This window comes from Rossellomorea sp. GAMAL-10_SWC, from assembly GCF_049568075.1.
In the GTDB taxonomy this organism is placed as follows: Bacteria; Bacillota; Bacilli; order Bacillales; family Bacillaceae_G; genus Gottfriedia.
Window position 1 is genome coordinate 3512838 of sequence record NZ_CP144911.1, and the last position, 22806, is coordinate 3535643.

Genomic DNA, 22806 nt, shown 5'->3' on the forward strand with positions numbered 1-22806 from the left:
CTCGCCCTAAAAGATTTTTACTTTGAAGACTGCATATATAGTTTTGCATATTCTTTAGCAGATTTTAACCAACTTGAATCTTTTCTAATTGCATTCCTTCTGACTGATTTCCAATGTTTTTTATTCTCATAAATACTCAATCCACGTTCAATTGTGTGAAGCATATCGTGAGCATTATAGTTAGTAAAAGTAAATCCATTTCCACTCTTCGTCTCTTCATTATATGACTGGACAGTATCATTTAGCCCCCCAGTCTCTCTTACGATTGGAACACACCCGTATTTCATCGCAATAAGCTGACCTAGTCCACATGGCTCAAATAGTGAAGGCATAAGGAATAAATCTGCACCTGCATAAATCTGGTGAGCAAAGCGTTCATCAAATCCAATGTAAGCTCTAACTTTATCATAGTAGTTATGCTCCATTGCTTTAAAAAAGTTTTCGAATTCTTCATCGCCAGAACCTAAAATTACTACTTGGACATTATGATCCATAATTTGTGGGAATACGTGTTGAATAAGATCAATACCTTTTTGACTTGTTAATCGGGAAACCATTGCAATAATAGGAATATTCTCATCAATTTTTAATGCAAGTGACTCCTGCAATTTCAATTTATTTTCTGTCTTATTTTCGATTGTAAATTCATCAAAATTAGAGTGTATTTTCCGATCAGTAGCTGGATTATAGATTGTTTCATCAATTCCATTTACTATCCCAAAAAGTTTGTGATCTTGCTCACGTAATAGTCCATCTAACTGCTCTCCAAAAAATTCATGCTTAATTTCTTCTTTATATGTTGGACTAACAGTTGTTATGAAATCACTTGAAATGATTCCAGCTTTCATAAAGTTGATACAATCGTAAAATTTTAAATAGTCATCGCGAAAATATTGTTCATCAATTCCTAACATATCGTCCATTACTTCTTTTGAAAATACGCCTTGGAATTGAAGATTATGGATTGTAAATATAGATTTTATTTTTGGATTAATATCTTTTAATGCGCCATACTCTTTCATGAAAAATGGGATCATTGCAGTATGCCAGTCATGACAGTGAATGACATCAGGTTTAAAGTCTAATTCTTTAATACACTCAATTGCAGCTAGTGAAAAGAATGCAAAACGCTCTCCATCATCAAAATGACCATACAACTTATCACGATTAAAATAGTACTCGTTATCGATAAAATAATAAGTTGTACCTTCTACTTTCAATTCAAATAAACCACAATACTGTTTTCTCCAGCCTAGATTTATAGATAGCTCTTTTACTAGCTTAGCTTCATCTCTATATTTAGCGGGAATTAACGAGTAGAATGGAAGCATTACTCTTACATTCGTATTTAGTTTATTTAAATACTTAGGGAGAGCGCCTGCAACATCTGCAAGCCCTCCCGATTTAACAAAAGGTACACATTCTGAAACAATATATAAAACATTTACCACTGAATCAACGCTCCTTGGACTGAACCTTTTTGAAGCACTACTGGCTCACTTAAGCTTCCTTTTATTTCAACACCATCTTCTATTCGAACATCTTTATCTAATATAACGCCATCTAATATACAATTATCTCCAATGTTTGATTTTTGCATAACAACACAATTTCGAATAATTGTATTTTTCCCAATTTTCACAGCTCTTGAAATAATACTATTTTCAACTGTTCCCTCAATTTCACATCCATTAGCTACAATTGAATTTTTCACAATTGCTTCTTTTGAATATTTTGTTGGTGGCTCATCTTTAACCTTAGTAAAGACAGGATAAGATTTTAAGAATAATTGATTCCATATCTCAGGATTTAATAATTTCATACTTTGCTCGAAATAATCCTCAATTGTTTGAATGATTGAAACTTGTTGAGGTATTTCATACGCACTTAGTTCAACCTCATTATTTTGATCGCGTACAACGTCCATAATTGTTTCATAGCCTTTTTCGTGGAAGTTTTCAAAAAGCTTTAACAATAACTCTTTTTCAAGGATATAGATATTTAAAGATTTACCGAACTGCTTTAGCTCAGTAATTTGTGCATTTGTTTCGATATGTCTCTTTAAAACTGGTCTAAAATCCACAGAGCAAATCGTATAAGTATTTGCTACTACTACATACTTTTGAGTAGAACGTTGTAAAAATTGAATATGCTTTTCGATGAAATCGAATGTACCAAAAGCTCCATCAGTTGGTTCTGGCGTAAAAATAAATAATCCATCCTTTTTACGATTTAAGTCCCAATGTTTACCGGAGCCCAAGTGATCAATAATTGATCGATAAGGTTGATCAGGAAATACAGCAACACTCGTAATACCAGAGTTCACCATATTACTTAACATAAAATCGATCAAACGATATCGACCTGCATAAGGAAGTGTTGCTAATGGTCGATGCTGTGTTAACGGCTTTAAAGATTCAAAATGTGTTGACGCCTCAATTATTCCTAGCATAGTATGTTTCATCAAATAACCCTCTCAATCTATTTTTCTATTTGAGGAATGAGCCACCTCTTATTCTTCGCTTGTTACTAGAATTACCTCTTCATAATCTTTCTCAGGACCTAACAGGCTTCCATCAGGAATAACCATTCCAGGAGCTACTACAGCACTCTCAATTCGAACATCTTTTCCAATAACACAACCTGGCATAACGACAGAATCTTTTATCATACTGCCTTCTCCGATTGTTACACCTTGGAATAATACAGAATGTGATATAAATCCTTCAACAACACATCCCTCATTAATTAGAGAGTCTTCAACGATTGCTGTAGGTGCAATATATTGTGGCGGTTGATTTGGATTAACTGAATATATACGCCAATCACGGTCATAAATATTTAGTTCACTATCTTCATTTAACAAATCCATATTTGCTTCCCATAAGCTTTTTACTGTACCAACATCTTTCCAATAACCTTTGAAAGGATATGCAACTACTTTTTTCTTTTCTTCTAATAAAAGCGGAATAACATCTTTACCAAAGTCATTACTTGATTCTGGATTACGATCATCCATCTCTAAAAACTCTTTTAAAACATTCCATTTAAAAATATAAATTCCCATTGATGCTAAATTACTCTTCGGATATTGAGGTTTTTCTTCAAATTCTATAATATCCATTTCATCATTTGTATTCATAATTCCGAAACGGCTAGCTTCATCAATCGGAACTTCGATAACTGAAATCGATACATCTGCCTCTTTTTCAATGTGATAGTCTAGCATTTTACTATAGTCCATCTTATAAATATGATCACCTGAAAGAATCAAAACATATTCAGGCTGATATTGCTTTATATAATTTAAGTTTTGATAAATTGCACTTGCAGTACCTGTATACCATTTAACTCCAGATGCTTCTGAATATGGTGGTAAAACAGTTACCCCACCATTTAAGCGATCTAAATCCCATGCACTTCCTATACCAATATATGAGTTTAGTACTAGTGGCTGATATTGAGTTAGCACCCCAACAGTATCAATACCTGAATTTGTGCAATTACTTAAAGTAAAATCTATTATTCGATATTTACCTCCGAAAGCTACGGCTGGTTTTGCTAGTTCTTTTGTTAAAGAACTTAATCTACTCCCTTTTCCCCCTGCTAGTAACATTGCTACGCATTTTTTCTGAACCATTGCTGCTAATCCCCTTTCGCATTTTAACTGGACGAATGATTGTAAAACTAAAGGCAGGTAATGCCATTTCAATACTGTATGGTAAACCATGGTATGGTATTTCTTCTGATTCAATGGCAGAACGATTTATTTTACTATCTCCACCAAATTGTATATAGTCACTTGAGAGCAATTCTTTATATCGATGCTTTGCAGGTACTCCAATTCGATATGTGTCATAAGAAATTTCTCTAAAATTACAGATTACGATGACATAATCCTCTTTGTTTTTTCCTTTACGGATAAATGAAAATACACTTTGATCTGCATTATTTGCATCAATCCATGAAAATCCATCCCAATGATTATCAACTTCATAAAGTGATTTATTTTTTTTATAAATCGATAATAATTCTTTGAAATATTTGTTCATCTTGGAATGATATTCATAATCTTTAATCATCCAATCAACTTGCTCTAAATCCTTCCACTCATCAAATTGCCCAAATTCACTACCCATAAATAGGAGCTTCTTACCTGGATGAGATAAATAATAACCAAATAGTACTCTTAATTGAGCAAACTTTTCCTCATATGTACCTGGCATTTTATTTAACAAAGATTTCTTACCATGTACTACTTCATCATGTGAAAAAGGTAAAACAAAATTTTCTGAGAAGGCATATAAAAACGAGAAAGTCATCTTATTATGATGATGCTTTCTTTCCGTTGGGTGAGTCTCCATATAAGTCAAAACATCATTCATCCAACCCATATTCCACTTAAAATTAAAACCTAATCCACCTTCGTATGTAGGTGCAGTAACTAATGGCCAATCAGTAGAATCTTCTGCAATCATTAATACTTGCGGATCATGTTCAAATACCGCTTCATTTAATTTTCTTAAAAACTGAGTTGCAAAAGGATTCTCTTCATTTCTATTTTTCCAATATAATATATTTGCAACAGCATCTACCCTGAAACCATCAATATGAAAATACTCCATCCAATATAAGGCGTTTGAAATAAGGAATGATTTTACTTCTGGTTTTGATAAATCAAAATTTGCTGTTCCCCATACTTCATTTTCTCTAGCATCATAACCTTCATATTCATATGTCGGTTCACCATCAAACATGTATAATCCATGAGAATCCTTACAAAAGTGACCAGGCACCCAATCCATAATGACTCCTAATCCGTTCTGATGACATTCGTCTATAAAGCTCATTAGTTCATGAGGATTTCCATATCGACTAGTAGAAGAAAAATATCCTACTCCTTGATACCCCCAAGAACGATCATATGGATGTTCGACTAATGGTAAGATTTCAATATGTGTAAAACCATGATCTTTTACATATGGAATTAGTTCTGTCGCTAATTCTGCATAAGTGTAGAAATCACCGTTTTTCTTCTTTTTCCAAGACCCTAAATGTACTTCATAAATTAAAACAGGTTCTTCATATACAGACTTTTTAAATTTTTGCTTACGATATTTTGCATCTTTCCATTTATACCCCGAAAGATCATAAACAATCGAAGCTGTGCTAGGTCTTAGTTCACTATAGAAAGCAAAAGGATCACTTTTTAATAAAACTTCACCACGTTTGGTCGAAATTTCATATTTGTATATCGTCCCATGACCAATTTCGGGGATATATATCGTCCAAATCCCTTGATCGTTCAACTTTTCCATTTTATGTTCAGAACCATTCCAACTATTAAAGTCCCCAACTACTGAGACACCTTTCGCATGTGGAGCCCACACTGTAAAAGTAGTTCCAACTTTATTCCCTTTTTTTACAACATGTGCCCCAAAGCATTCATGGCTATGGAATAAACTTCCCTCATGGAATAAATGCACATCAAACTCAGTTGGCCGTGTCAAAAGCAACATCCTCACCTCATTACAATCTCTTAAATTCTTCTATCTCTTAATATTCTACAAATATATATATTCACCTTGTTTTTATGCAAAAAAAATTCAAAAACTTTTTTCGTAAAATGAATAACCATTCATGAAACCGTTGTCATTATTGCGTTTGTCGTAAAAATGTCGAATTTGTCGAACGAATATTTATGTATATTTATACATAGTATTTCAAAATTCCCTTGTAACAATTTGTAAATTTTTGATTTTTCATAAAATTTCATACATATTTCACACTTTTATAACATATAAACTTTATTTTTAAAAAGAATTGTAGAAAATTGTCGGTTTACGGGGGAGAGTTTTTTTTGAAAAATATTTAGAAATCATTAGCAAATTATTTAAATATTTAGATGAAAAATAAAAAAATCTTTAAACCGAATTCAATTTATTTGGTAATATCGAAGACCATGCAACAATGCATATTGATCAGAATAGTGAATTTAAATTACCTGACTTATATTTTAGGCAATTCAACAACAATTATTGAGATTCATGTAGATTCGCTTCAAACTTACTAAAGATTTGGTATATTTACCTACTTAGGTAGGTCTTATTATTAACTCAATAAAATAACAATCGTAATATAGTAAAAAGGATCTTCGTTTTTACGAAAATCCTTTTTTGGCTTATTATTTAAAAGCTTATTAGGCTTGCATTCGCTTATTTGATGTTATTACACGTAAACGAATATCTGAAATCAGGAATACCCCACATAAAATGACAAGAAAACCAAACAACATCCCTAATGTAATATGTTCTTTCAAAATAAGAATACCCCAGATTATTCCAAACACTGGAATTAAAAAAGTAACACTTAATGTTTTGGTAGGCCCAACACTTTCGATAAGATAAAAATACAATAAATATGCTATAGCAGTACAAAATAATGCTAATCCTAGTACTGCCAATATCGCAACTCCTGATACGTTATCTGTAGACTCAGTGAAATTTAAAAATGTAAAAGGTAAAAGTAAAATTGCAGCACCAATTTGTTGACCAGCTGCAAGTGAAAGTGGTGGTACTAAGGCAAATGCCTTCTTTGCATAAACACCCGCAATTCCATATGAAATAGTCGATAAAACTGCTAGTCCAATGGCTATTTTAACATCATAAGTAAAGGGAATTGAACTCCATCCTACTAACAAGATCACTCCTATTACTCCCACTATTATTCCAGTTAACTTACGAATACTCAACCTTTCTTTCGTCCATAAAAAAACAACCAGAGCTGTAAATAATGGCGTCAAAGAGTTTAGAATTGATGACATTGAGGCTGGCAAATATAATGCTGATGTAGCAATTAATGTAAATGGAATTGCTCCATTTAATGCCCCTATTATTAAATATTGTCTCCATCTCTCTTTAAATTGTAAAGACTTTTTAGTAATAACCAAATATAGCACCAGGGCAAACGCAGCAATTGTAACTCTTCCCTCTATTGTTAAAATAGGTCCAAAAACAGGTGAAGCGATCCGAATAAATAAAAATGAAGCTCCCCATAATGCAGCTAGACTCAATAAAGCTATTCCATCTTTTAACTTCATTTATTCAGTCCCTTTCTGAATGTAGTTGGAGTGTAATTAAAATGATGACGAAACATGCTTGAAAAATGTGCAGAGCCTTTAAAACCAAGTTTATGAGCTATTTCAGTTATGGTTTTGTCAGTATCTCGTAATAATCTCAAAGCTTCAATCATTCTTAACCTAGTTACGTATTCTAACGGAGATAAACCTGTGGATTTTTTAAATATTCTTTGCAAATGAAATTTACTTACTCCAACTTCAATTGCTAACCGATCCAGTGTTAAACTATTTCGATATTCTTTTTCAATAAAATGTTTGGCAGATAAAATAATATCCTCCTCATTTGAGTGAAGTAAATCAGGACGACATCTTTTACATGGACGGTATCCATCTTTAATTGCCAAAGAAAATGACGGATAATATGACACATTTTCTTTTAATGGGGTTCTTGACTTACAAGAAGGTTTACAACAGATTCCAGTGGACTTAACTGCATAAATAAACACTCCATCGTAGTTTTCATCGCATGATTCAACTGCATCCCACATGACCTGATTATTTAATCCGTTCATTTAATCACCTCATCTTTAGCTATTCACATTTTAACACTAAGATCATACGCTTGCTTTCAATTTCTTGCTTTCTAATTTCTTTGGTCTTGTAATATTTATTATTTGAAGAACACTTTAAAAAAATGGATTTAAACGACATTTTAACTAAAGGGTGAGGATAAAATGATGCTGGAATTTAAAATGAGCGAAAAAGACTTTAAGTTTTGATAATGAAGAATATTAACCCGAATGAAGATTAATGGAAAAGGAGAAGGGCGAGATTGTGGAGAACTAAGACTGAGATGTGCTGTTTCGATTACTTTATTTGTAAATAGACAGAAGCCATATTGAATCTATGAGAGTTAACTCCCTGTACATCCTAAAACGTACAAAGAGTACTCTAATATAATGAAGAAAGACGTATTCAATTAAAGCTCGTTCACTAAAATCATAAAAAAGACAAATAAAAAACTCAGTTACCTGTGTTATCACAAATAACTGAGCTTTAGTTATGACCCGTACGGGACTCGAACCCGTGTTACCGCCGTGAAAGGGCGGTGTCTTAACCGCTTGACCAACGGGCCAAAAAAAAATATGGCAGAGAAGAAGGGATTCGAACCCTCGCACCGGTTACCCGATCTACACCCTTAGCAGGGGCGCCCCTTGAGCCACTTGGGTACTTCTCTATCATATGGCTCCGCAGGTAGGGTTCGAACCTACGACCACTCGGTTAACAGCCGAGTGCTCTACCACTGAGCTACTGCGGAAAAATTAATTTTAAATTTAATGGTGGGCCTAAATGGACTCGAACCATCGACCTCACGCTTATCAGGCGTGCGCTCTAACCAGCTGAGCTATAGGCCCATTAAATTTTATAAAAAAGCGGGTGATGGGAATCGAACCCACGACCGAAGCTTGGAAGGCTTCTATTTTACCATTAAACTACACCCGCATAATATGGGGCGACCGATGGGAATCGAACCCACGAGTGTCGGAACCACAATCCGATGCGTTAACCACTTCGCCACGACCGCCATAAAGAGTGCCGACTAGAGGACTTGAACCCCCAACCTACTGATTACAAGTCAGTTGCTCTACCAATTGAGCTAAGTCGGCATATTATTAACTAAATCAATTAGTTTTATTACTTAATATAATTTGCTCCACTCAAGCTTAAGTATTGGTATAGTAACCTTCATAAAGTTCGTCCTTGTCTCATCTAGATAATTCAAGGTGTTTTTCGACAAGTACGCTGATGTTTCGCTACAAAGCTTATTCATTCGTGCTCTACCAATTGAGCTAAGTCGGCTTATTAAAAGCTAATTTACTTATTTATTTAAGATGGTGGCTCGGGACGGAATCGAACCGCCGACACGAGGATTTTCAGTCCTCTGCTCTACCGACTGAGCTACCGAGCCATCTTAAATGGCGGTCCCGACCGGGATCGAACCGGCGATCTCCTGCGTGACAGGCAGGCATGTTAACCGCTACACCACGGGACCATTTGGTTGCGGGGACAGGATTTGAACCTGCGACCTTCGGGTTATGAGCCCGACGAGCTACCAGACTGCTCCACCCCGCGATAATGAGGATACTATTTAATATAGTTCCTAAAAGTTATATACAATTTAATAAAAATGGAGGAGTAAGAGGGATTCGAACCCCCGCGGGCTGTTACACCCCTGTCGGTTTTCAAGACCGATCCCTTCAGCCAGACTTGGGTATTACTCCATTATAAGTGGTGGACCTTGTAGGACTCGAACCTACGACCGGACGGTTATGAGCCGTCTGCTCTAACCAGCTGAGCTAAAGGTCCTTAAATAAGTAGCGGCGGAGGGAGTCGAACCCACGACCTCACGGGTATGAACCGTACGCTCTAGCCAGCTGAGCTACACCGCCATAATAAGTTAATTTAAGTTTCTTTAAGTGGAGCCTAGCGGGATCGAACCGCTGACCTCCTGCGTGCAAGGCAGGCGCTCTCCCAGCTGAGCTAAGGCCCCATGTTTTAAATGGTCGGGAAGACAGGATTTGAACCTGCGACCCCCTGGTCCCAAACCAGGTGCTCTACCAAGCTGAGCCACTTCCCGTTCAGAATAACAGGTGGAATAATATGGCGCGCCCGAAAGGACTCGAACCCATAACCTTTTGATCCGTAGTCAAACGCTCTATCCAATTGAGCTACGGGCGCATATTATAAATGGTACCGAGGGCCGGACTCGAACCGGCACGGGGTCAACCCCCGCAGGATTTTAAGTCCTGTGTGTCTGCCATTCCACCACCCCGGCAGCATATGTGGAGCGGAAGACGGGGCTCGAACCCGCGACCCCAACCTTGGCAAGGTTGTATTCTACCACTGAACTACTTCCGCGTATACTGCTTATAAATTATAAATTTAAATGGTGCGGGTGAAGGGACTCGAACCCCCACACCGAAGTACTAGATCCTAAGTCTAGCGCGTCTGCCAATTCCGCCACACCCGCAAATATTCTCTTTTGAGAAAATGGTGAGCCATGAAGGATTCGAACCTTCGACCCTCTGATTAAAAGTCAGATGCTCTACCTACTGAGCTAATGGCTCAAAAGAGTGCCGACTAGAGGACTTGAACCCCCAACCTACTGATTACAAGTCAGTTGCTCTACCAATTGAGCTAAGTCGGCATATGGTGGAGGATGACGGGCTCGAACCGCCGACCCCCTGCTTGTAAGGCAGGTGCTCTCCCAGCTGAGCTAATCCTCCATCAAACCAAGCGACGTTCTACTCTCACAGGGGGAAACCCCCAACTACCATCGACGCTGAAGAGCTTAACTGCCGTGTTCGGTATGGGAACGGGTGTGACCTCTTCGCTATCATCACTTGATTCTTTTTCTTTAGGACATTAATTATTATATCAAATTTCATTTAAAAGTCAATAACTTTTTTGAAGTTTTTTTTATAATAATTTTCGTACCTTCAAAACTAGATAATGTCATCATCAAACTTGTTAGTTAAGTCCTCGACCGATTAGTATCAGTCAGCTCCACGTGTCACCACGCTTCCACCTCTGACCTATCAACCTGATCGTCTCTCAGGGGTCTTACTAGCTTAACGCTATGGGAAATCTCATCTTGAGGGGGGCTTCATGCTTAGATGCTTTCAGCACTTATCCCTTCCACACATAGCTACCCAGCCATGCTCTTGGCAGAACAACTGGTACACCAGCGGTGTGTCCATCCCGGTCCTCTCGTACTAAGGACAGCTCCTCTCAAATTTCCTGCGCCCACGACGGATAGGGACCGAACTGTCTCACGACGTTCTGAACCCAGCTCGCGTACCGCTTTAATGGGCGAACAGCCCAACCCTTGGGACCGACTACAGCCCCAGGATGCGATGAGCCGACATCGAGGTGCCAAACCTCCCCGTCGATGTGGACTCTTGGGGGAGATAAGCCTGTTATCCCCGGGGTAGCTTTTATCCGTTGAGCGATGGCCCTTCCATGCGGAACCACCGGATCACTAAGCCCGACTTTCGTCCCTGCTCGACTTGTAGGTCTCGCAGTCAAGCTCCCTTATGCCTTTACACTCTTCGAATGATTTCCAACCATTCTGAGGGAACCTTTGGGCGCCTCCGTTACTCTTTAGGAGGCGACCGCCCCAGTCAAACTGCCCACCTGACACTGTCTCCGAGCCGGATTACGGCTCTAGGTTAGAATTTCAATACAGCCAGGGTAGTATCCCACCGACGCCTCCACCGAAGCTAGCGCTCCGGCTTCTCAGGCTCCTACCTATCCTGTACAAGCTGTACCAAAATTCAATATCAAGCTGCAGTAAAGCTCCACGGGGTCTTTCCGTCCTGTCGCGGGTAACCTGCATCTTCACAGGTACTATAATTTCACCGAGTCTATGGTTGAGACAGTGCCCAAATCGTTACGCCTTTCGTGCGGGTCGGAACTTACCCGACAAGGAATTTCGCTACCTTAGGACCGTTATAGTTACGGCCGCCGTTTACTGGGGCTTCAATTCAGAGCTTCTCCCGTAAGGGATAACCCCTCCTCTTAACCTTCCAGCACCGGGCAGGCGTCAGCCCCTATACTTCGCCTTGCGGCTTCGCAGAGACCTGTGTTTTTGCTAAACAGTCGCTTGGGCCTTTTCACTGCGGCTCTCCCGGGCATACACCCAAAAGAGCACCCCTTCTCCCGAAGTTACGGGGTCATTTTGCCGAGTTCCTTAACCATAGTTCTCTCGCTCACCTTAGGATTCTCTCCTCGCCTACCTGTGTCGGTTTGCGGTACAGGCACCTATTTCCTCGCTAGAAGCTTTTCTTGGCAGCGTAGAATCAGGAACTTCGGTACTATATTTCCCTCGCCATCACAACTCAGCCTTATGATGTGCGGATTTGCCTACACATCAGCCTAATTGCTTGGACGCGCATATCCAGCAGCGCGCTTACCCTATCTTTCTGCGTCCCTCCATTGCTCAAACGGAAATGAGGTGGTACAGGAATATCAACCTGTTGTCCATCGCCTACGCCTGTCGGCCTCGGCTTAGGTCCTGACTAACCCTGGGAGGACGAGCCTTCCCCAGGAAACCTTAGGCATACGGTGGACGGGATTCTCACCCGTCTTTCGCTACTCATACCGGCATTCTCACTTCTAAGCGCTCCACCAGTCCTTACGATCTAGCTTCAACGCCCTTAGAACGCTCCCCTACCACTGATACCATACGGTATCAATCCGCAGCTTCGGTGATACGTTTAGCCCCGTTACATTTTCGGCGCAGAGTCACTCGACCAGTGAGCTATTACGCACTCTTTAAATGGTGGCTGCTTCTAAGCCAACATCCTGGTTGTCTAAGCAACTCCACATCCTTTTCCACTTAACGTATACTTTGGGACCTTAGCTGGCGGTCTGGGCTGTTTCCCTCTTGACCACGGATCTTATCACTCGTAGTCTGACTCCTATGGATAAGTCATTGGCATTCGGAGTTTGACTGAATTCGGTAACCCGTTGGGGGCCCCTAGTCCAATCAGTGCTCTACCTCCAAGACTCTAACACATAAGGCTAGCCCTAAAGCTATTTCGGGGAGAACCAGCTATCTCCGAGTTCGATTGGAATTTCTCCGCTACCCACACCTCATCCCCGCACTTTTCAACGTGCGTGGGTTCGGACCTCCATTCAGTGTTACCTGAACTTCATCCTGGACATGGGTAGATCACTCGGTTTCGGGTCTACGACCACGTACTATATCGCCCTATTCAGACTCGCTTTCGCTGCGGCTCCGTCTCTTCAACTTAACCTTGCACGGGATCGTAACTCGCCGGTTCATTCTACAAAAGGCACGCCATCACTCGTTAACGAGCTCTGACTATTTGTAAGCACACGGTTTCAGGTTCTCTTTCACTCCCCTTCCGGGGTGCTTTTCACCTTTCCCTCACGGTACTGGTTCACTATCGGTCACTAGGTAGTATTTAGCCTTGGGAGATGGTCCTCCCAGATTCCGACGGAATTTCACGTGTTCCGCCGTACTCAGGATCCACTCAAGAGGGAACGAGGTTTCAACTACAGGGTTTTTACCTTCTTTGACGGACCTTTCCAGGTCGCTTCATTTACCCCGTTCCTTTGTAACTCCGTATAGAGTGTCCTACAACCCCAAGAGGCAAGCCTCTTGGTTTGGGCTATCTTCCGTTTCGCTCGCCGCTACTCAGGAAATCGCTATTGCTTTCTATTCCTCCAGGTACTTAGATGTTTCAGTTCCCTGGGTCTGTCCTCAGTACCCTATGTATTCAGGTAAAGATACTACTCCATTACGAGTAGTGGGTTTCCCCATTCGGAAATCTCCGGATCAAAGCTTACTTACAGCTCCCCGAAGCATATCGGTGTTAGTCCCGTCCTTCATCGACTCCTAGTGCCAAGGCATCCACCGTGCGCCCTTTCTAACTTAACTAATTTTAAAACTAATTGAATTAAACTTACGCAGTTTAATGAATGACATTATCTAGTTTTCAAGGTACAAAGTTGAGAGTGAACTCTCAAAACTAAACAAAACAATGAAGAAACATTTTCATACATGAACCATCGGTTCATGATGTCTCCATAGAAAGGAGGTGATCCAGCCGCACCTTCCGATACGGCTACCTTGTTACGACTTCACCCCAATCATCTGTCCCACCTTAGGCGGCTGGCCCCTAAAAGGTTACCCCACCGACTTCGGGTGTTACAAACTCTCGTGGTGTGACGGGCGGTGTGTACAAGGCCCGGGAACGTATTCACCGCGGCATGCTGATCCGCGATTACTAGTGATTCCGGCTTCATGTAGGCGAGTTGCAGCCTACAATCCGAACTGAGAATAGTTTTATGGGATTAGCTCCACCTCGCGGTCTTGCAACCCTTTGTACTATCCATTGTAGCACGTGTGTAGCCCAGGTCATAAGGGGCATGATGATTTGACGTCATCCCCACCTTCCTCCGGTTTGTCACCGGCAGTCACCTTAGAGTGCCCAACTAAATGCTGGCAACTAAGATCAAGGGTTGCGCTCGTTGCGGGACTTAACCCAACATCTCACGACACGAGCTGACGACAACCATGCACCACCTGTCACTCTGTCCCCGAAGGGAAAGCCCTATCTCTAGGGTTGTCAGAGGATGTCAAGACCTGGTAAGGTTCTTCGCGTTGCTTCGAATTAAACCACATGCTCCACCACTTGTGCGGGCCCCCGTCAATTCCTTTGAGTTTCAGTCTTGCGACCGTACTCCCCAGGCGGAGTGCTTAATGCGTTAACTTCAGCACTAAAGGGCGGAAACCCTCTAACACTTAGCACTCATCGTTTACAGCGTGGACTACCAGGGTATCTAATCCTGTTTGCTCCCCACGCTTTCGCGCCTCAGCGTCAGTTACAGACCAGAAAGTCGCCTTCGCCACTGGTGTTCCTCCAAATCTCTACGCATTTCACCGCTACACTTGGAATTCCACTTTCCTCTTCTGCACTCAAGTTTCCCAGTTTCCAATGACCCTCCCCGGTTGAGCCGGGGGCTTTCACATCAGACTTAAGAAACCGCCTGCGCGCGCTTTACGCCCAATAATTCCGGACAACGCTTGCCACCTACGTATTACCGCGGCTGCTGGCACGTAGTTAGCCGTGGCTTTCTGGTTAGGTACCGTCAAGGTGCCAGCTTATTCAACTAGCACTTATTCTTCCCTAACAACAGAGCTTTACGACCCGAAGGCCTTCATCGCTCACGCGGCGTTGCTCCGTCAGACTTTCGTCCATTGCGGAAGATTCCCTACTGCTGCCTCCCGTAGGAGTCTGGGCCGTGTCTCAGTCCCAGTGTGGCCGATCACCCTCTCAGGTCGGCTACGCATCGTAGCCTTGGTGAGCCGTTACCTCACCAACTAGCTAATGCGCCGCGGGCCCATCTGTAAGTGATAGCTAAAAGCCATCTTTCAATAAAGGAACAGGAGTTCCTTTATGTCATCCGGTATTAGCTCCGGTTTCCCGAAGTTATCCCAGTCTTACAGGTAGGTTGCCCACGTGTTACTCACCCGTCCGCCGCTAACTAACGGGAGCAAGCTCCCATTAGTCCGCTCGACTTGCATGTATTAGGCACGCCGCCAGCGTTCGTCCTGAGCCAGGATCAAACTCTCCATAAAAGTTAAGTTTAAATCTTGTATTGCTCAAAAAACTAATAATTGACGTTTACTTCATGTTTTGTTTAGTTTTCAAAGTTCATTTCCGTCGCGTCATTGGCGACTTTTTCATATTAACATTCTCAGAAGAGCCTGTCAATGTTTTTTAAAATCTTTTTTCTTTCGACGCCGTTATCTCTTGGCGACATAGAATAATATAACATCTATAAATCACACCGTCAACACTTTTTGAAAGTTTTTTTAAAAAAGGTGAAAACTCTTTTCTAAATAGAATACACATGTATTTGGACATATAAATAGTAAGTCATAATACTTTAATACAAACAAGCTGAATAAACTTAACAGTAGCGAATTGTTCAATAGCATCCATCCGATTTGAGAGAGGTGTAAATAATGAATGGTTTCGTATTGTTTTCAAAGCAACACATAATTACATTATTAATCATTCTTCTCCTTCTTATCTGTTTGTTTTACTTCAGAAAATTTAATAAACAATAAGAAAAAGTAGATTTATTCCTCCGTACCCTATTAATCGTCTCAATGCTTACAGTAGAATTTCTATTATATGGATGGCTTATTAAAACGAACCAGTGGGATTGGGGCGATTCATTACCTCTCCAACTATGCAGTATAAGTATGTATCTATGCTGTTATACACTTATTACAAAAAATTATAAAGTTTATGAGATTATCTATTTTTGGGGATTAGCTGGGGCTATCCAAGCTGTACTTACTCCAGATATTAAATATAGCTTCCCTCATTTTAAATATATACAATTTTTCACTACTCACGGAGGAGTCATTAATTTCTATTTGTTATATGACATTTATCTTTGGATATACTCCAATTCTCCGTTCATTATTAAAGTCATTCTTCTATATAATTTTATTGGCTATACCTATTTACTTACTGGATTATGTTATAAAAGGAAACTACTTATTTTTAAGAGCTAAACCTGCTGGGGCAAACTTGCTAGACTTTTTTGGGCCATGGCCATATTACTTAATTGTATTAGGCTTAATTCTTTTCCCCTATTTTTTGATTTTATATCTCACAATTCATTCATTTAACAAAAAGCTGAAGATAAACCAAGTACCATCCGATCATTCTATCAATTAATTAATGAGTGGATCTCCTGTATTTAGCGTAAATTCAAAATTCTTCAATTTCATTAAATAAGTTCGAATTGTTTTCCATGTTAGCACTAACATTTCCTATCTCATTTATGCTATATTTACAATGAATGGGGTGGACAAAGTGGCAAAAAAGAAAAGTAGTAAAATTAATAATATAAGAACGTTTGCACTTTCATTATTATTTATTGGCTTCATCATTATGTATGGTGGTGTATTTTTCAGAGAGCATAAGATTGTCATGACGCTCTTTATGCTTGTGGGATTTTTAGCGATTATAGGTAGTACAGTTGTTTATTTTTGGATCGGAATGCTGTCTACAAAAACAATTCAAGTCATCTGTCCGAATTGTAACAAAACGACTAAAATGCTTGGTAAAGTTGACATCTGTATGTATTGTAATGAGCCACTTACATTAGATCCTTCATTAGAAGGTAAAGAATTTAATGAAAAATATAATAGCAAACGAGATGCTAAACAATAGCAAAATAAATAAAGCACATTACAATTATGTAATGTGCTTTATTATGATAATGCTTTTTCTTTACATTTAGGACAAATTCCGTATACTTCCATTCTATGATTGGTTACTTCAAATCCCGTTTCCTTTTCAACATAAAGATTGATTCCTTCTAATCCGTCGTAATGAAAGTCATTCATTTCACCACATTTTTCACAAATAATATGATAATGATCAGTTGTTATATAATCAAAACGACTAGAAGAATCACCGAAGTTTAATTCTTTAACCATTCCTACTTCACGTAATACTCTGAGATTATTGTAAACTGTTGCCACACTCATATTTGGAAATTTTCCCTCAAGTGCTTTATAGATTTCATCAGCAGTAGGATGTGTTCCACTTCCTATTAAATATTCTATAATTGCATGCCTCTGAGGTGTAATACGTACGCCGCTATTCTTTAAATGTAAAATTGCATCTTGAATATTTTCCTTATGCAACGCCGCTCTCCCCGTTTCTATAAAATAGTTCCTAAATTAATTACTTATTATTAGTTTATTCAACTGCAAGAATATTTGTCAACTTTTTGAGAATTTCTTAAAAAAATTAGCCTATGCTTGTATCCCATATATGAAAACAAAAAAATGTGCGAGAATTCTCTCGCACTTCAATATGCTATCATCTGAGGAGGTATGCCCTATACTCCAATATATTCTCGAAAGCAATATAGGTATAGACGAAAAGCTCGATTTTTTTAGATAAAACGATTCTTTCTCAAAAAAACTTAACATAAATCAAATTAATTGACCCAAAATAGTTTGTACAATTTTAAGAACGACTAATGACACTATAAACATCTTCAACATGATTCTTTACTCTAACCTTTTGCCATACATTTTCGATACAACCTTCTTCATCAATTAAAAATGTTGTACGTTCTATTCCCATATATTCCTTACCAAAATTATTCTTTAACTTCCATACATCATATAACTTTGCAACTTCAGTTGTTTCGTCTGAAAGTAATAAAAATGGTAATTGATGTTTTTCTATAAATTTTTCATGTCTTTTTATAGGATCAGGACTTATTCCTAAAATGACAGTTCCACTATTCATAAACCTTTCGTATGAATCTCTAAAGTCACAAGCTTCTGTAGTACAACCTGGTGTCATATCCTTTGGGTAAAAGTAAAGAACTACTTTCTTTCCTCTATAGTCTGATAAAGTTACATCTTCTCCATTACTTGCTGGTAAAGTAAATTCCGGTGCTTTGATTCCAATTTCAACAGTCATAATAATCTCCTTAATCATAAATATTAACGTTCTTCTTTAAATACTTGTAAAACAAAAGCCGCTGGCATCGTATAACCGATGAGCGCTTCAACCATAGCAACCCATCTTCCGATCCCCACTGGTACAATATCCCCATAGCCTACAGACAAAAGGGTGATTGCGCTAAAATATAAGCATAACCCCATTATATGGTAATTAGTCCCTTCAATAGGAATAGAATGCTCAATTAAAATTGGATGTGGCCCGCGGTCTAGTATAAAATACACTGCGCTAAAGCCGATAAGTACCGTTCCATATATTAAAAATAAAAGAATGTAATTATTAATTGAAATAAGACTTTTATTGACTTTTGTAGTTGAAGTATTCCATAAATACACTAGGCTATACAAAATTGCAAAGATAGCAATAAAAAAGAAAAAAGCAGTTCCCATTTCAATCACCTCATTTCAATTTATGAAACAAGCTATTGAAATAGAATACTGCTTAGTTACCCGCACCTTTATATTTTTTTACACCTTGATTCCAAATTAAAACAGCTATAACAAAAACAACTAATCCCATAACAGGCGTTAAAAATGAATAGACATACCATTCACTTCTACGTAGAAAATACGCAGCCGGATAAACACCTACAAATGCAAATGGTAAAATCCATGTTAATACAAAGCGAATGATTGGATGATAAATATTAATCGGATAACGACCATAGTTTCCTATATTATACATTAACGGCATAATTGACGTTCTTGCATCTGACCAAAAACCAATACTTGCTAAAGCAATAAAGATTCCGGCATAAACAAACATTCCACCAAAAGCCATTAATAGAAATAAAAATGGATCATACCAAGTGATTGAAAGTCCTAATTTAAAACCTGCATAGATCATAATAATCAATCCAGTAATAGCACCTAGTAACGATTCTAACTCCATTTTCTCTAATACAACTTGAAAAAGACTATGAATTGGTCGAGTTAAAATACGATCAAACTCTCCCTTTACGATGTAACGATCATTAAAATCCCATATATTAAAAAATGAACCAAAAAGAGCAAACGGAACTAAAAAGAAACCATAAATGAATACAATTTCATCTCGGTTCCACCCTTCAATAAGTGACGTATGATTGAAAACTAATAATATAAAAATTAAATTTACAGCCTGAGCCATCAAATCTGATAAAAATGATAAAAAGAAGTTTGCTCTATATTGTAACTTCGTTTTTAAATATTGACCTGAATATTGAAGAAATATATTTAAATAAAACATTCTTTAACCTCCTTGTATAACAAGATGCTTTTTAGCTTTATACCATATAAGAGAAATAGGGATACATAAAATAATGATCCAAATTACTTGAAATAAAAGGCCTCTTAAAATCAATTCACCTTTTATGCCTTGAGCAAAAATCATACTAGGAATATAGCTGATTCCTTGAAATGGTAAGTACTTCATTACATCTTGTGCCCAAACCGGAAAGAACGTGATTGGAATCGTTAAACCTGAAAATAAATCGATGATGACACGTTTAGCTTGAATAAATCCCATATTATTTTGAAGGAAGAATGCCATTAAACCTGTTAATAAATTCAATTGTGTATTAATAGCAAAACTGAAAATCGAAGCAATTAAAAATAAACCTAAAGTTTTTAAATTAAATGAAACATCTAACCGAAAAATTAAAGCTACTATAATAAAGCCTGGAATTGAAAAGAAAAAGAATCTAAAAATCCCCTCACCTAACCCTTGCATCACTTTAGTAAGTAAATAGTTATAAGGTCTAATAAGTTCTATTGCTACTTTACCTTCTACAATTTCTTCAGCAATTTCACGGTCAAGATTATTAAAATAAAACGCCCTTGCCATCCAAGCAATTGCTACATAAGTAGTCATCTGGTTTACTGAAACACCTTGAATTGATCCTTGGTGACCATAGATTGCTTTCCATAAAAAGAAATAAGCTCCTATATTAATCGTATAAATAACAATCCCAGTGTAATAATTAGTACGATACGCTAACATCATTAAAAAACGGATTCGAATGATTTCAATATACTTACTCATTACTAATACCTTCTTGGTAGATGTTTCGTATAATTTCTTCTGTAGAAATTTCTAACATCTTCATATCTTTAACGGGATTTGATTGAACTACTTTAGCTATAATCATAGAAATAAGCGTTTCATCATTCGGTAATGTAACACTCCAAATATTTTCGCCTTCTTCTTCTTTCCATTTTACATCAGTTCGTCCGATCAATTCATATAATGTAGTATGATTTACTGGCTTAATAAACTGGAATTGAATTTCTTTCTCTTCGCCCCATTGCCCTTTTAATTGTTCAAGTTTTCCATCATATATGATTTTTCCTTCATCTAACATAACTACTCGATCACACAATGCCTCAATATCAGAAATATCATGGGTTGTTAAAAGAATTGTTGTGCCATATTTTTGGTTTAACTCTTTTAAAAACTCGCGAATTTTTAATTTTACTAATACATCTAATCCAATTGTTGGTTCATCTAAAAATAATAAAGGTGGATTATGGATTAACGCAGCTGCTAATTCACATCTCATTCTTTGACCTAAAGATAACTTTCTTACAGGTTGATCTAATAAAGGCTCAATATCCAAAGTCTTTATGATATAACCCATATGTTCTTCATATTGCTTATCTGGTATTTGATAAACCTTTTTTAGTAATCGAAATGATTCTTGTACTGCAATATCCCACCATAATTGAGATCTTTGCCCAAATACGACACCTATTGATTTAACAAAACGCTCTCGATCTTTTTGAGGATGGTAACCATTAACTGTTATATCACCAGAAGTAGGTGTTAGTATTCCCGTCAACATTTTAATTGTAGTCGACTTCCCTGCACCATTCTCTCCGATATAAGCCATCATTTCACCTTTTTTTACAGAAAAGCTTATATTATTAACGGCTGTTTTCGTTCTATAGTTTCTTGTAAATAAATCTCTAAATGCACCTTTTACACCAGAGCGACTCAAGAAAGTTTTAAATTCTTTGTGTAAGTTCTGAACTTCGATTATGTTTTCCATAAGACTTCCTCCATTTTTTATTCCGTCGCTTAGTGTATTTGAAATACGAACTAAGTACAATAAAAAAGTACTAAAAAGTAGTTTCCAATTTTTATCGGACTATTTTTGAGAAAAATATAGATTCTACAAAATGTTCAAATTTCTTTTTAACTTGTAAAGGCTTACATTTACCACGCGCTAAAATTTCGTGCTAGAATGTAATTTAACCACATAAATAATGTAAGATGCCGGTTAAATGCTTTCATTTTTTTATCAATAATGGGAGGTACTCCATGAATAATCAAAAGTCAATTGAAATACATAATGAAGCTTTAGAACACATCGTTGGAGGAGTGAACAGTCCTTCAAGATCGTTTAAAGCAGTTGGTGGCGGAGCTCCTGTCACAATGAAGCGTGCAAAAGGCGCATATTTTTGGGATGTTGATGGCAATCAATATATAGATTATTTAGCAGCATACGGTCCTATTATCACTGGCCACGCTCACCCACATATTACAGAAGCAATCACAAAAGCAGCAGAAAATGGTGTCCTTTACGGTACTCCTCATGAACTTGAAGTACAATTTGCCAAAATGCTAAAAGAAGCGATTCCTAGTATGGATAAAGTCAGATTTACAAATTCAGGTACTGAGTCCGTAATGACAACTATTCGTGTAGCAAGAGCATACACTGGACGTACTAAAATCGTTAAATTTGCTGGATGTTATCACGGTCATTCGGATTTAGTACTTGTTGCTGCAGGCTCTGGACCATCTACACTTGGTACTCCTGATTCCGCTGGTGTACCACAAAGTATAGCCAATGAAGTTATTACAGTTCCATTTAATGACACCACAGCATATGCAGAAACAATGGAAAAATGGGGTCATGAAGTAGCTGGTGTACTTGTTGAGCCAATCGTCGGTAACTTCGGAATCGTTGAACCAAAAGAAGGATTCCTAGAAGCTGTAAATGAAATTACGCACAATCACGGTGCTTTAGTCATTTATGATGAAGTAATAACTGCCTTCAGATTTATGTATGGAGGAGCACAAAATTTATTAGGAATTGAACCAGACTTAACAGCTCTTGGAAAGATTATAGGCGGTGGATTACCGATCGGAGCTTATGGTGGTAAAAAAGAAATTATGGAAACAGTTGCCCCACTTGGTCCTGCATATCAAGCTGGTACGATGGCAGGTAATCCAGCATCAATTGCAGCTGGTATTGCATGTCTTGAAGTATTACAACAAGAAGGTGTCTATGAAGAATTAGATCGTCTAGGTGCCATTCTTGAAAAAGGTATTCAGGAAAAAGCTGATGAGCACAACATCCATATAAAAATCAATCGCTTAAAAGGTGCCTTAACTGTCTATTTCAATGTAGACGAAGTAACGAATTATGAAGAAGCAAAAGAATCAGATGGAGAAGTTTTCGGTAGATTCTTTAAGCTTCTATTAGAAGAAGGTATTAATCTAGCACCATCAAAATATGAAGCTTGGTTCTTAACTACAGCTCATACTGAACAAGATGTTCACCAAACTATTAATGCTGTTGGGAACGCGTTCCTAAAATTATCTACGATTAAACTATGATATATCTGAGGTCACTACAACTTG

The 22806-nt window shown here is 38.0% G+C and carries 14 protein-coding genes, 22 tRNA genes, 3 rRNA genes and 3 pseudogenes; 4 read left to right on the forward strand and 38 right to left on the reverse strand.

The features are described 5' to 3' along the window. Positions 1-17: 17 nt before the first annotated feature. From glgA to V5E38_RS17520, 31 genes are all read right to left on the reverse strand, one after another. Positions 18-1451: a glycogen synthase gene (gene glgA / locus V5E38_RS17370; RefSeq protein WP_499210910.1), complete on the reverse strand. Its 1434-nt coding sequence runs from the start codon at positions 1449-1451 to the stop codon at positions 18-20. Continuing rightward, positions 1445-2464, reverse strand: coding sequence for a GlgC family sugar phosphate nucleotidyltransferase (locus V5E38_RS17375; RefSeq protein ID WP_097979327.1), 1020 nt, complete (start codon positions 2462-2464; stop codon positions 1445-1447). Before V5E38_RS17375 ends, glgA begins: the two co-directional genes overlap by 7 nt. A gap of 48 nt (positions 2465-2512) precedes the next feature. Next, the gene (locus V5E38_RS17380; RefSeq protein WP_069034771.1) at positions 2513-3640 is read right to left on the reverse strand and encodes a glucose-1-phosphate adenylyltransferase; all 1128 of its coding nucleotides are present in this window, start codon (positions 3638-3640) and stop codon (positions 2513-2515) included. Continuing rightward, the gene (gene glgB, locus V5E38_RS17385; RefSeq protein WP_499210911.1) at positions 3588-5519 is read right to left on the reverse strand and encodes a 1,4-alpha-glucan-branching protein; all 1932 of its coding nucleotides are present in this window, start codon (positions 5517-5519) and stop codon (positions 3588-3590) included. Before glgB ends, V5E38_RS17380 begins: the two co-directional genes overlap by 53 nt. A gap of 680 nt (positions 5520-6199) precedes the next feature. Then, positions 6200-7099: a DMT family transporter gene (locus tag V5E38_RS17390; protein WP_499210912.1), complete on the reverse strand. Its 900-nt coding sequence runs from the start codon at positions 7097-7099 to the stop codon at positions 6200-6202. Then, positions 7096-7650: a bifunctional transcriptional activator/DNA repair enzyme AdaA gene (locus V5E38_RS17395; protein WP_499210913.1), complete on the reverse strand. Its 555-nt coding sequence runs from the start codon at positions 7648-7650 to the stop codon at positions 7096-7098. Before V5E38_RS17395 ends, V5E38_RS17390 begins: the two co-directional genes overlap by 4 nt. 491 nt (positions 7651-8141) lie before the next feature. Continuing rightward, a tRNA-Glu gene (locus V5E38_RS17400) sits at positions 8142-8213 on the reverse strand. A gap of 11 nt (positions 8214-8224) precedes the next feature. Continuing rightward, positions 8225-8315: transfer RNA gene (locus V5E38_RS17405), tRNA-Ser, on the reverse strand. Positions 8316-8321: 6 nt separating this feature from the next. Further along, a tRNA-Asn gene (locus V5E38_RS17410) sits at positions 8322-8396 on the reverse strand. 20 nt (positions 8397-8416) lie between these two features. After that, positions 8417-8493: transfer RNA gene (locus V5E38_RS17415), tRNA-Ile, on the reverse strand. 17 nt (positions 8494-8510) lie between these two features. Beyond that, positions 8511-8581: transfer RNA gene (locus V5E38_RS17420), tRNA-Gly, on the reverse strand. A 6-nt stretch (positions 8582-8587) separates the two neighbouring features. Continuing rightward, positions 8588-8663: transfer RNA gene (locus V5E38_RS17425), tRNA-His, on the reverse strand. A gap of 9 nt (positions 8664-8672) precedes the next feature. Further along, a tRNA-Thr gene (locus V5E38_RS17430) sits at positions 8673-8745 on the reverse strand. A 226-nt stretch (positions 8746-8971) separates the two neighbouring features. Continuing rightward, positions 8972-9047 (reverse strand) — tRNA-Phe (locus V5E38_RS17435). Positions 9048-9055: 8 nt separating this feature from the next. After that, positions 9056-9131: transfer RNA gene (locus V5E38_RS17440), tRNA-Asp, on the reverse strand. A gap of 3 nt (positions 9132-9134) precedes the next feature. Beyond that, positions 9135-9211, reverse strand: a tRNA-Met gene (locus V5E38_RS17445). A gap of 56 nt (positions 9212-9267) precedes the next feature. Continuing rightward, a tRNA-Ser gene (locus V5E38_RS17450) sits at positions 9268-9360 on the reverse strand. Positions 9361-9368: 8 nt separating this feature from the next. Next, a tRNA-Ile gene (locus V5E38_RS17455) sits at positions 9369-9445 on the reverse strand. A gap of 9 nt (positions 9446-9454) precedes the next feature. Further along, positions 9455-9528 (reverse strand) — tRNA-Met (locus V5E38_RS17460). A gap of 28 nt (positions 9529-9556) precedes the next feature. Then, a tRNA-Ala gene (locus tag V5E38_RS17465) sits at positions 9557-9629 on the reverse strand. Between the two features lie 10 nt (positions 9630-9639). Further along, positions 9640-9716, reverse strand: a tRNA-Pro gene (locus V5E38_RS17470). 24 nt (positions 9717-9740) lie between these two features. Next, positions 9741-9817: transfer RNA gene (locus tag V5E38_RS17475), tRNA-Arg, on the reverse strand. A gap of 10 nt (positions 9818-9827) precedes the next feature. Beyond that, positions 9828-9914 (reverse strand) — tRNA-Leu (locus tag V5E38_RS17480). A gap of 8 nt (positions 9915-9922) precedes the next feature. Further along, a tRNA-Gly gene (locus V5E38_RS17485) sits at positions 9923-9997 on the reverse strand. Positions 9998-10026: 29 nt separating this feature from the next. Continuing rightward, positions 10027-10109, reverse strand: a tRNA-Leu gene (locus tag V5E38_RS17490). Positions 10110-10130: 21 nt separating this feature from the next. Further along, a tRNA-Lys gene (locus tag V5E38_RS17495) sits at positions 10131-10206 on the reverse strand. Between the two features lie 7 nt (positions 10207-10213). Next, positions 10214-10286, reverse strand: a tRNA-Thr gene (locus tag V5E38_RS17500). 3 nt (positions 10287-10289) lie between these two features. Further along, a tRNA-Val gene (locus V5E38_RS17505) sits at positions 10290-10365 on the reverse strand. A 5-nt stretch (positions 10366-10370) separates the two neighbouring features. Next, positions 10371-10486: ribosomal RNA gene (rrf, locus tag V5E38_RS17510) — 5S ribosomal RNA — on the reverse strand. Positions 10487-10609: 123 nt separating this feature from the next. Further along, positions 10610-13547, reverse strand: a 23S ribosomal RNA gene (locus tag V5E38_RS17515). A 153-nt stretch (positions 13548-13700) separates the two neighbouring features. Then, a 16S ribosomal RNA gene (locus V5E38_RS17520) occupies positions 13701-15251 on the reverse strand. Together the 16S, 23S and 5S rRNA genes with 22 tRNA genes alongside form the textbook arrangement of a ribosomal RNA operon. A gap of 522 nt (positions 15252-15773) precedes the next feature. Here V5E38_RS17520 and V5E38_RS17525 point away from each other — a divergent pair. From V5E38_RS17525 to V5E38_RS17535, 3 genes and pseudogenes are all read left to right on the forward strand, one after another. After that, positions 15774-16052: pseudogene (locus tag V5E38_RS17525) on the forward strand (TMEM164-related integral membrane acyltransferase); the annotation flags it as partial. 7 nt (positions 16053-16059) lie between these two features. After that, positions 16060-16368 (forward strand): TMEM164 family acyltransferase, encoded by a 309-nt coding sequence (locus tag V5E38_RS17530; protein ID WP_499213597.1) that lies wholly within the window; start codon positions 16060-16062, stop codon positions 16366-16368. 138 nt (positions 16369-16506) lie between these two features. After that, positions 16507-16866 carry a YgzB family protein gene (locus V5E38_RS17535; RefSeq protein WP_499210914.1) on the forward strand — a complete coding sequence of 120 codons (360 nt, stop codon included), beginning with the start codon at positions 16507-16509 and terminating at the stop codon, positions 16864-16866. Positions 16867-16907: 41 nt separating this feature from the next. Here V5E38_RS17535 and V5E38_RS17540 read toward each other — a convergent pair whose 3' ends face one another. From V5E38_RS17540 to V5E38_RS17570, 7 genes and pseudogenes are all read right to left on the reverse strand, one after another. Beyond that, a complete protein-coding gene (locus V5E38_RS17540; protein ID WP_499210915.1) occupies positions 16908-17345 on the reverse strand; it encodes a Fur family transcriptional regulator in 438 nt (145 codons plus the stop codon). Positions 17346-17673: 328 nt separating this feature from the next. Further along, on the reverse strand, positions 17674-18138 hold the full coding sequence (gene bcp / locus V5E38_RS17545; protein ID WP_499210916.1) for a peroxiredoxin: 465 nt from the start codon (positions 18136-18138) through the stop codon (positions 17674-17676). A 23-nt stretch (positions 18139-18161) separates the two neighbouring features. Beyond that, a complete protein-coding gene (locus tag V5E38_RS17550; protein WP_499210917.1) occupies positions 18162-18569 on the reverse strand; it encodes a potassium channel family protein in 408 nt (135 codons plus the stop codon). Between the two features lie 52 nt (positions 18570-18621). Further along, positions 18622-19407 carry an ABC transporter permease gene (locus tag V5E38_RS17555; RefSeq protein WP_499210918.1) on the reverse strand — a complete coding sequence of 262 codons (786 nt, stop codon included), beginning with the start codon at positions 19405-19407 and terminating at the stop codon, positions 18622-18624. A 3-nt stretch (positions 19408-19410) separates the two neighbouring features. Continuing rightward, complete coding sequence (locus V5E38_RS17560) at positions 19411-20202, reverse strand: ABC transporter permease (protein ID WP_499210919.1); 792 nt, start codon at positions 20200-20202, stop codon at positions 19411-19413. After that, positions 20195-20332, reverse strand: a pseudogene (locus tag V5E38_RS17565) (daunorubicin ABC transporter ATP-binding protein); the annotation flags it as partial. The gene V5E38_RS17560 and the pseudogene V5E38_RS17565, both read right to left, overlap by 8 nt. An 86-nt stretch (positions 20333-20418) precedes the next feature. After that, positions 20419-21208 (reverse strand): annotated as a pseudogene (locus V5E38_RS17570) (ABC transporter ATP-binding protein); the annotation flags it as partial. A gap of 272 nt (positions 21209-21480) precedes the next feature. On the opposite strand from V5E38_RS17570, the gene V5E38_RS17575 reads away from it, so the two are divergent. Then, complete coding sequence (locus V5E38_RS17575; protein ID WP_499210920.1) at positions 21481-22782, forward strand: aspartate aminotransferase family protein; 1302 nt, start codon at positions 21481-21483, stop codon at positions 22780-22782. Positions 22783-22806: the final 24 nt, after the last annotated feature.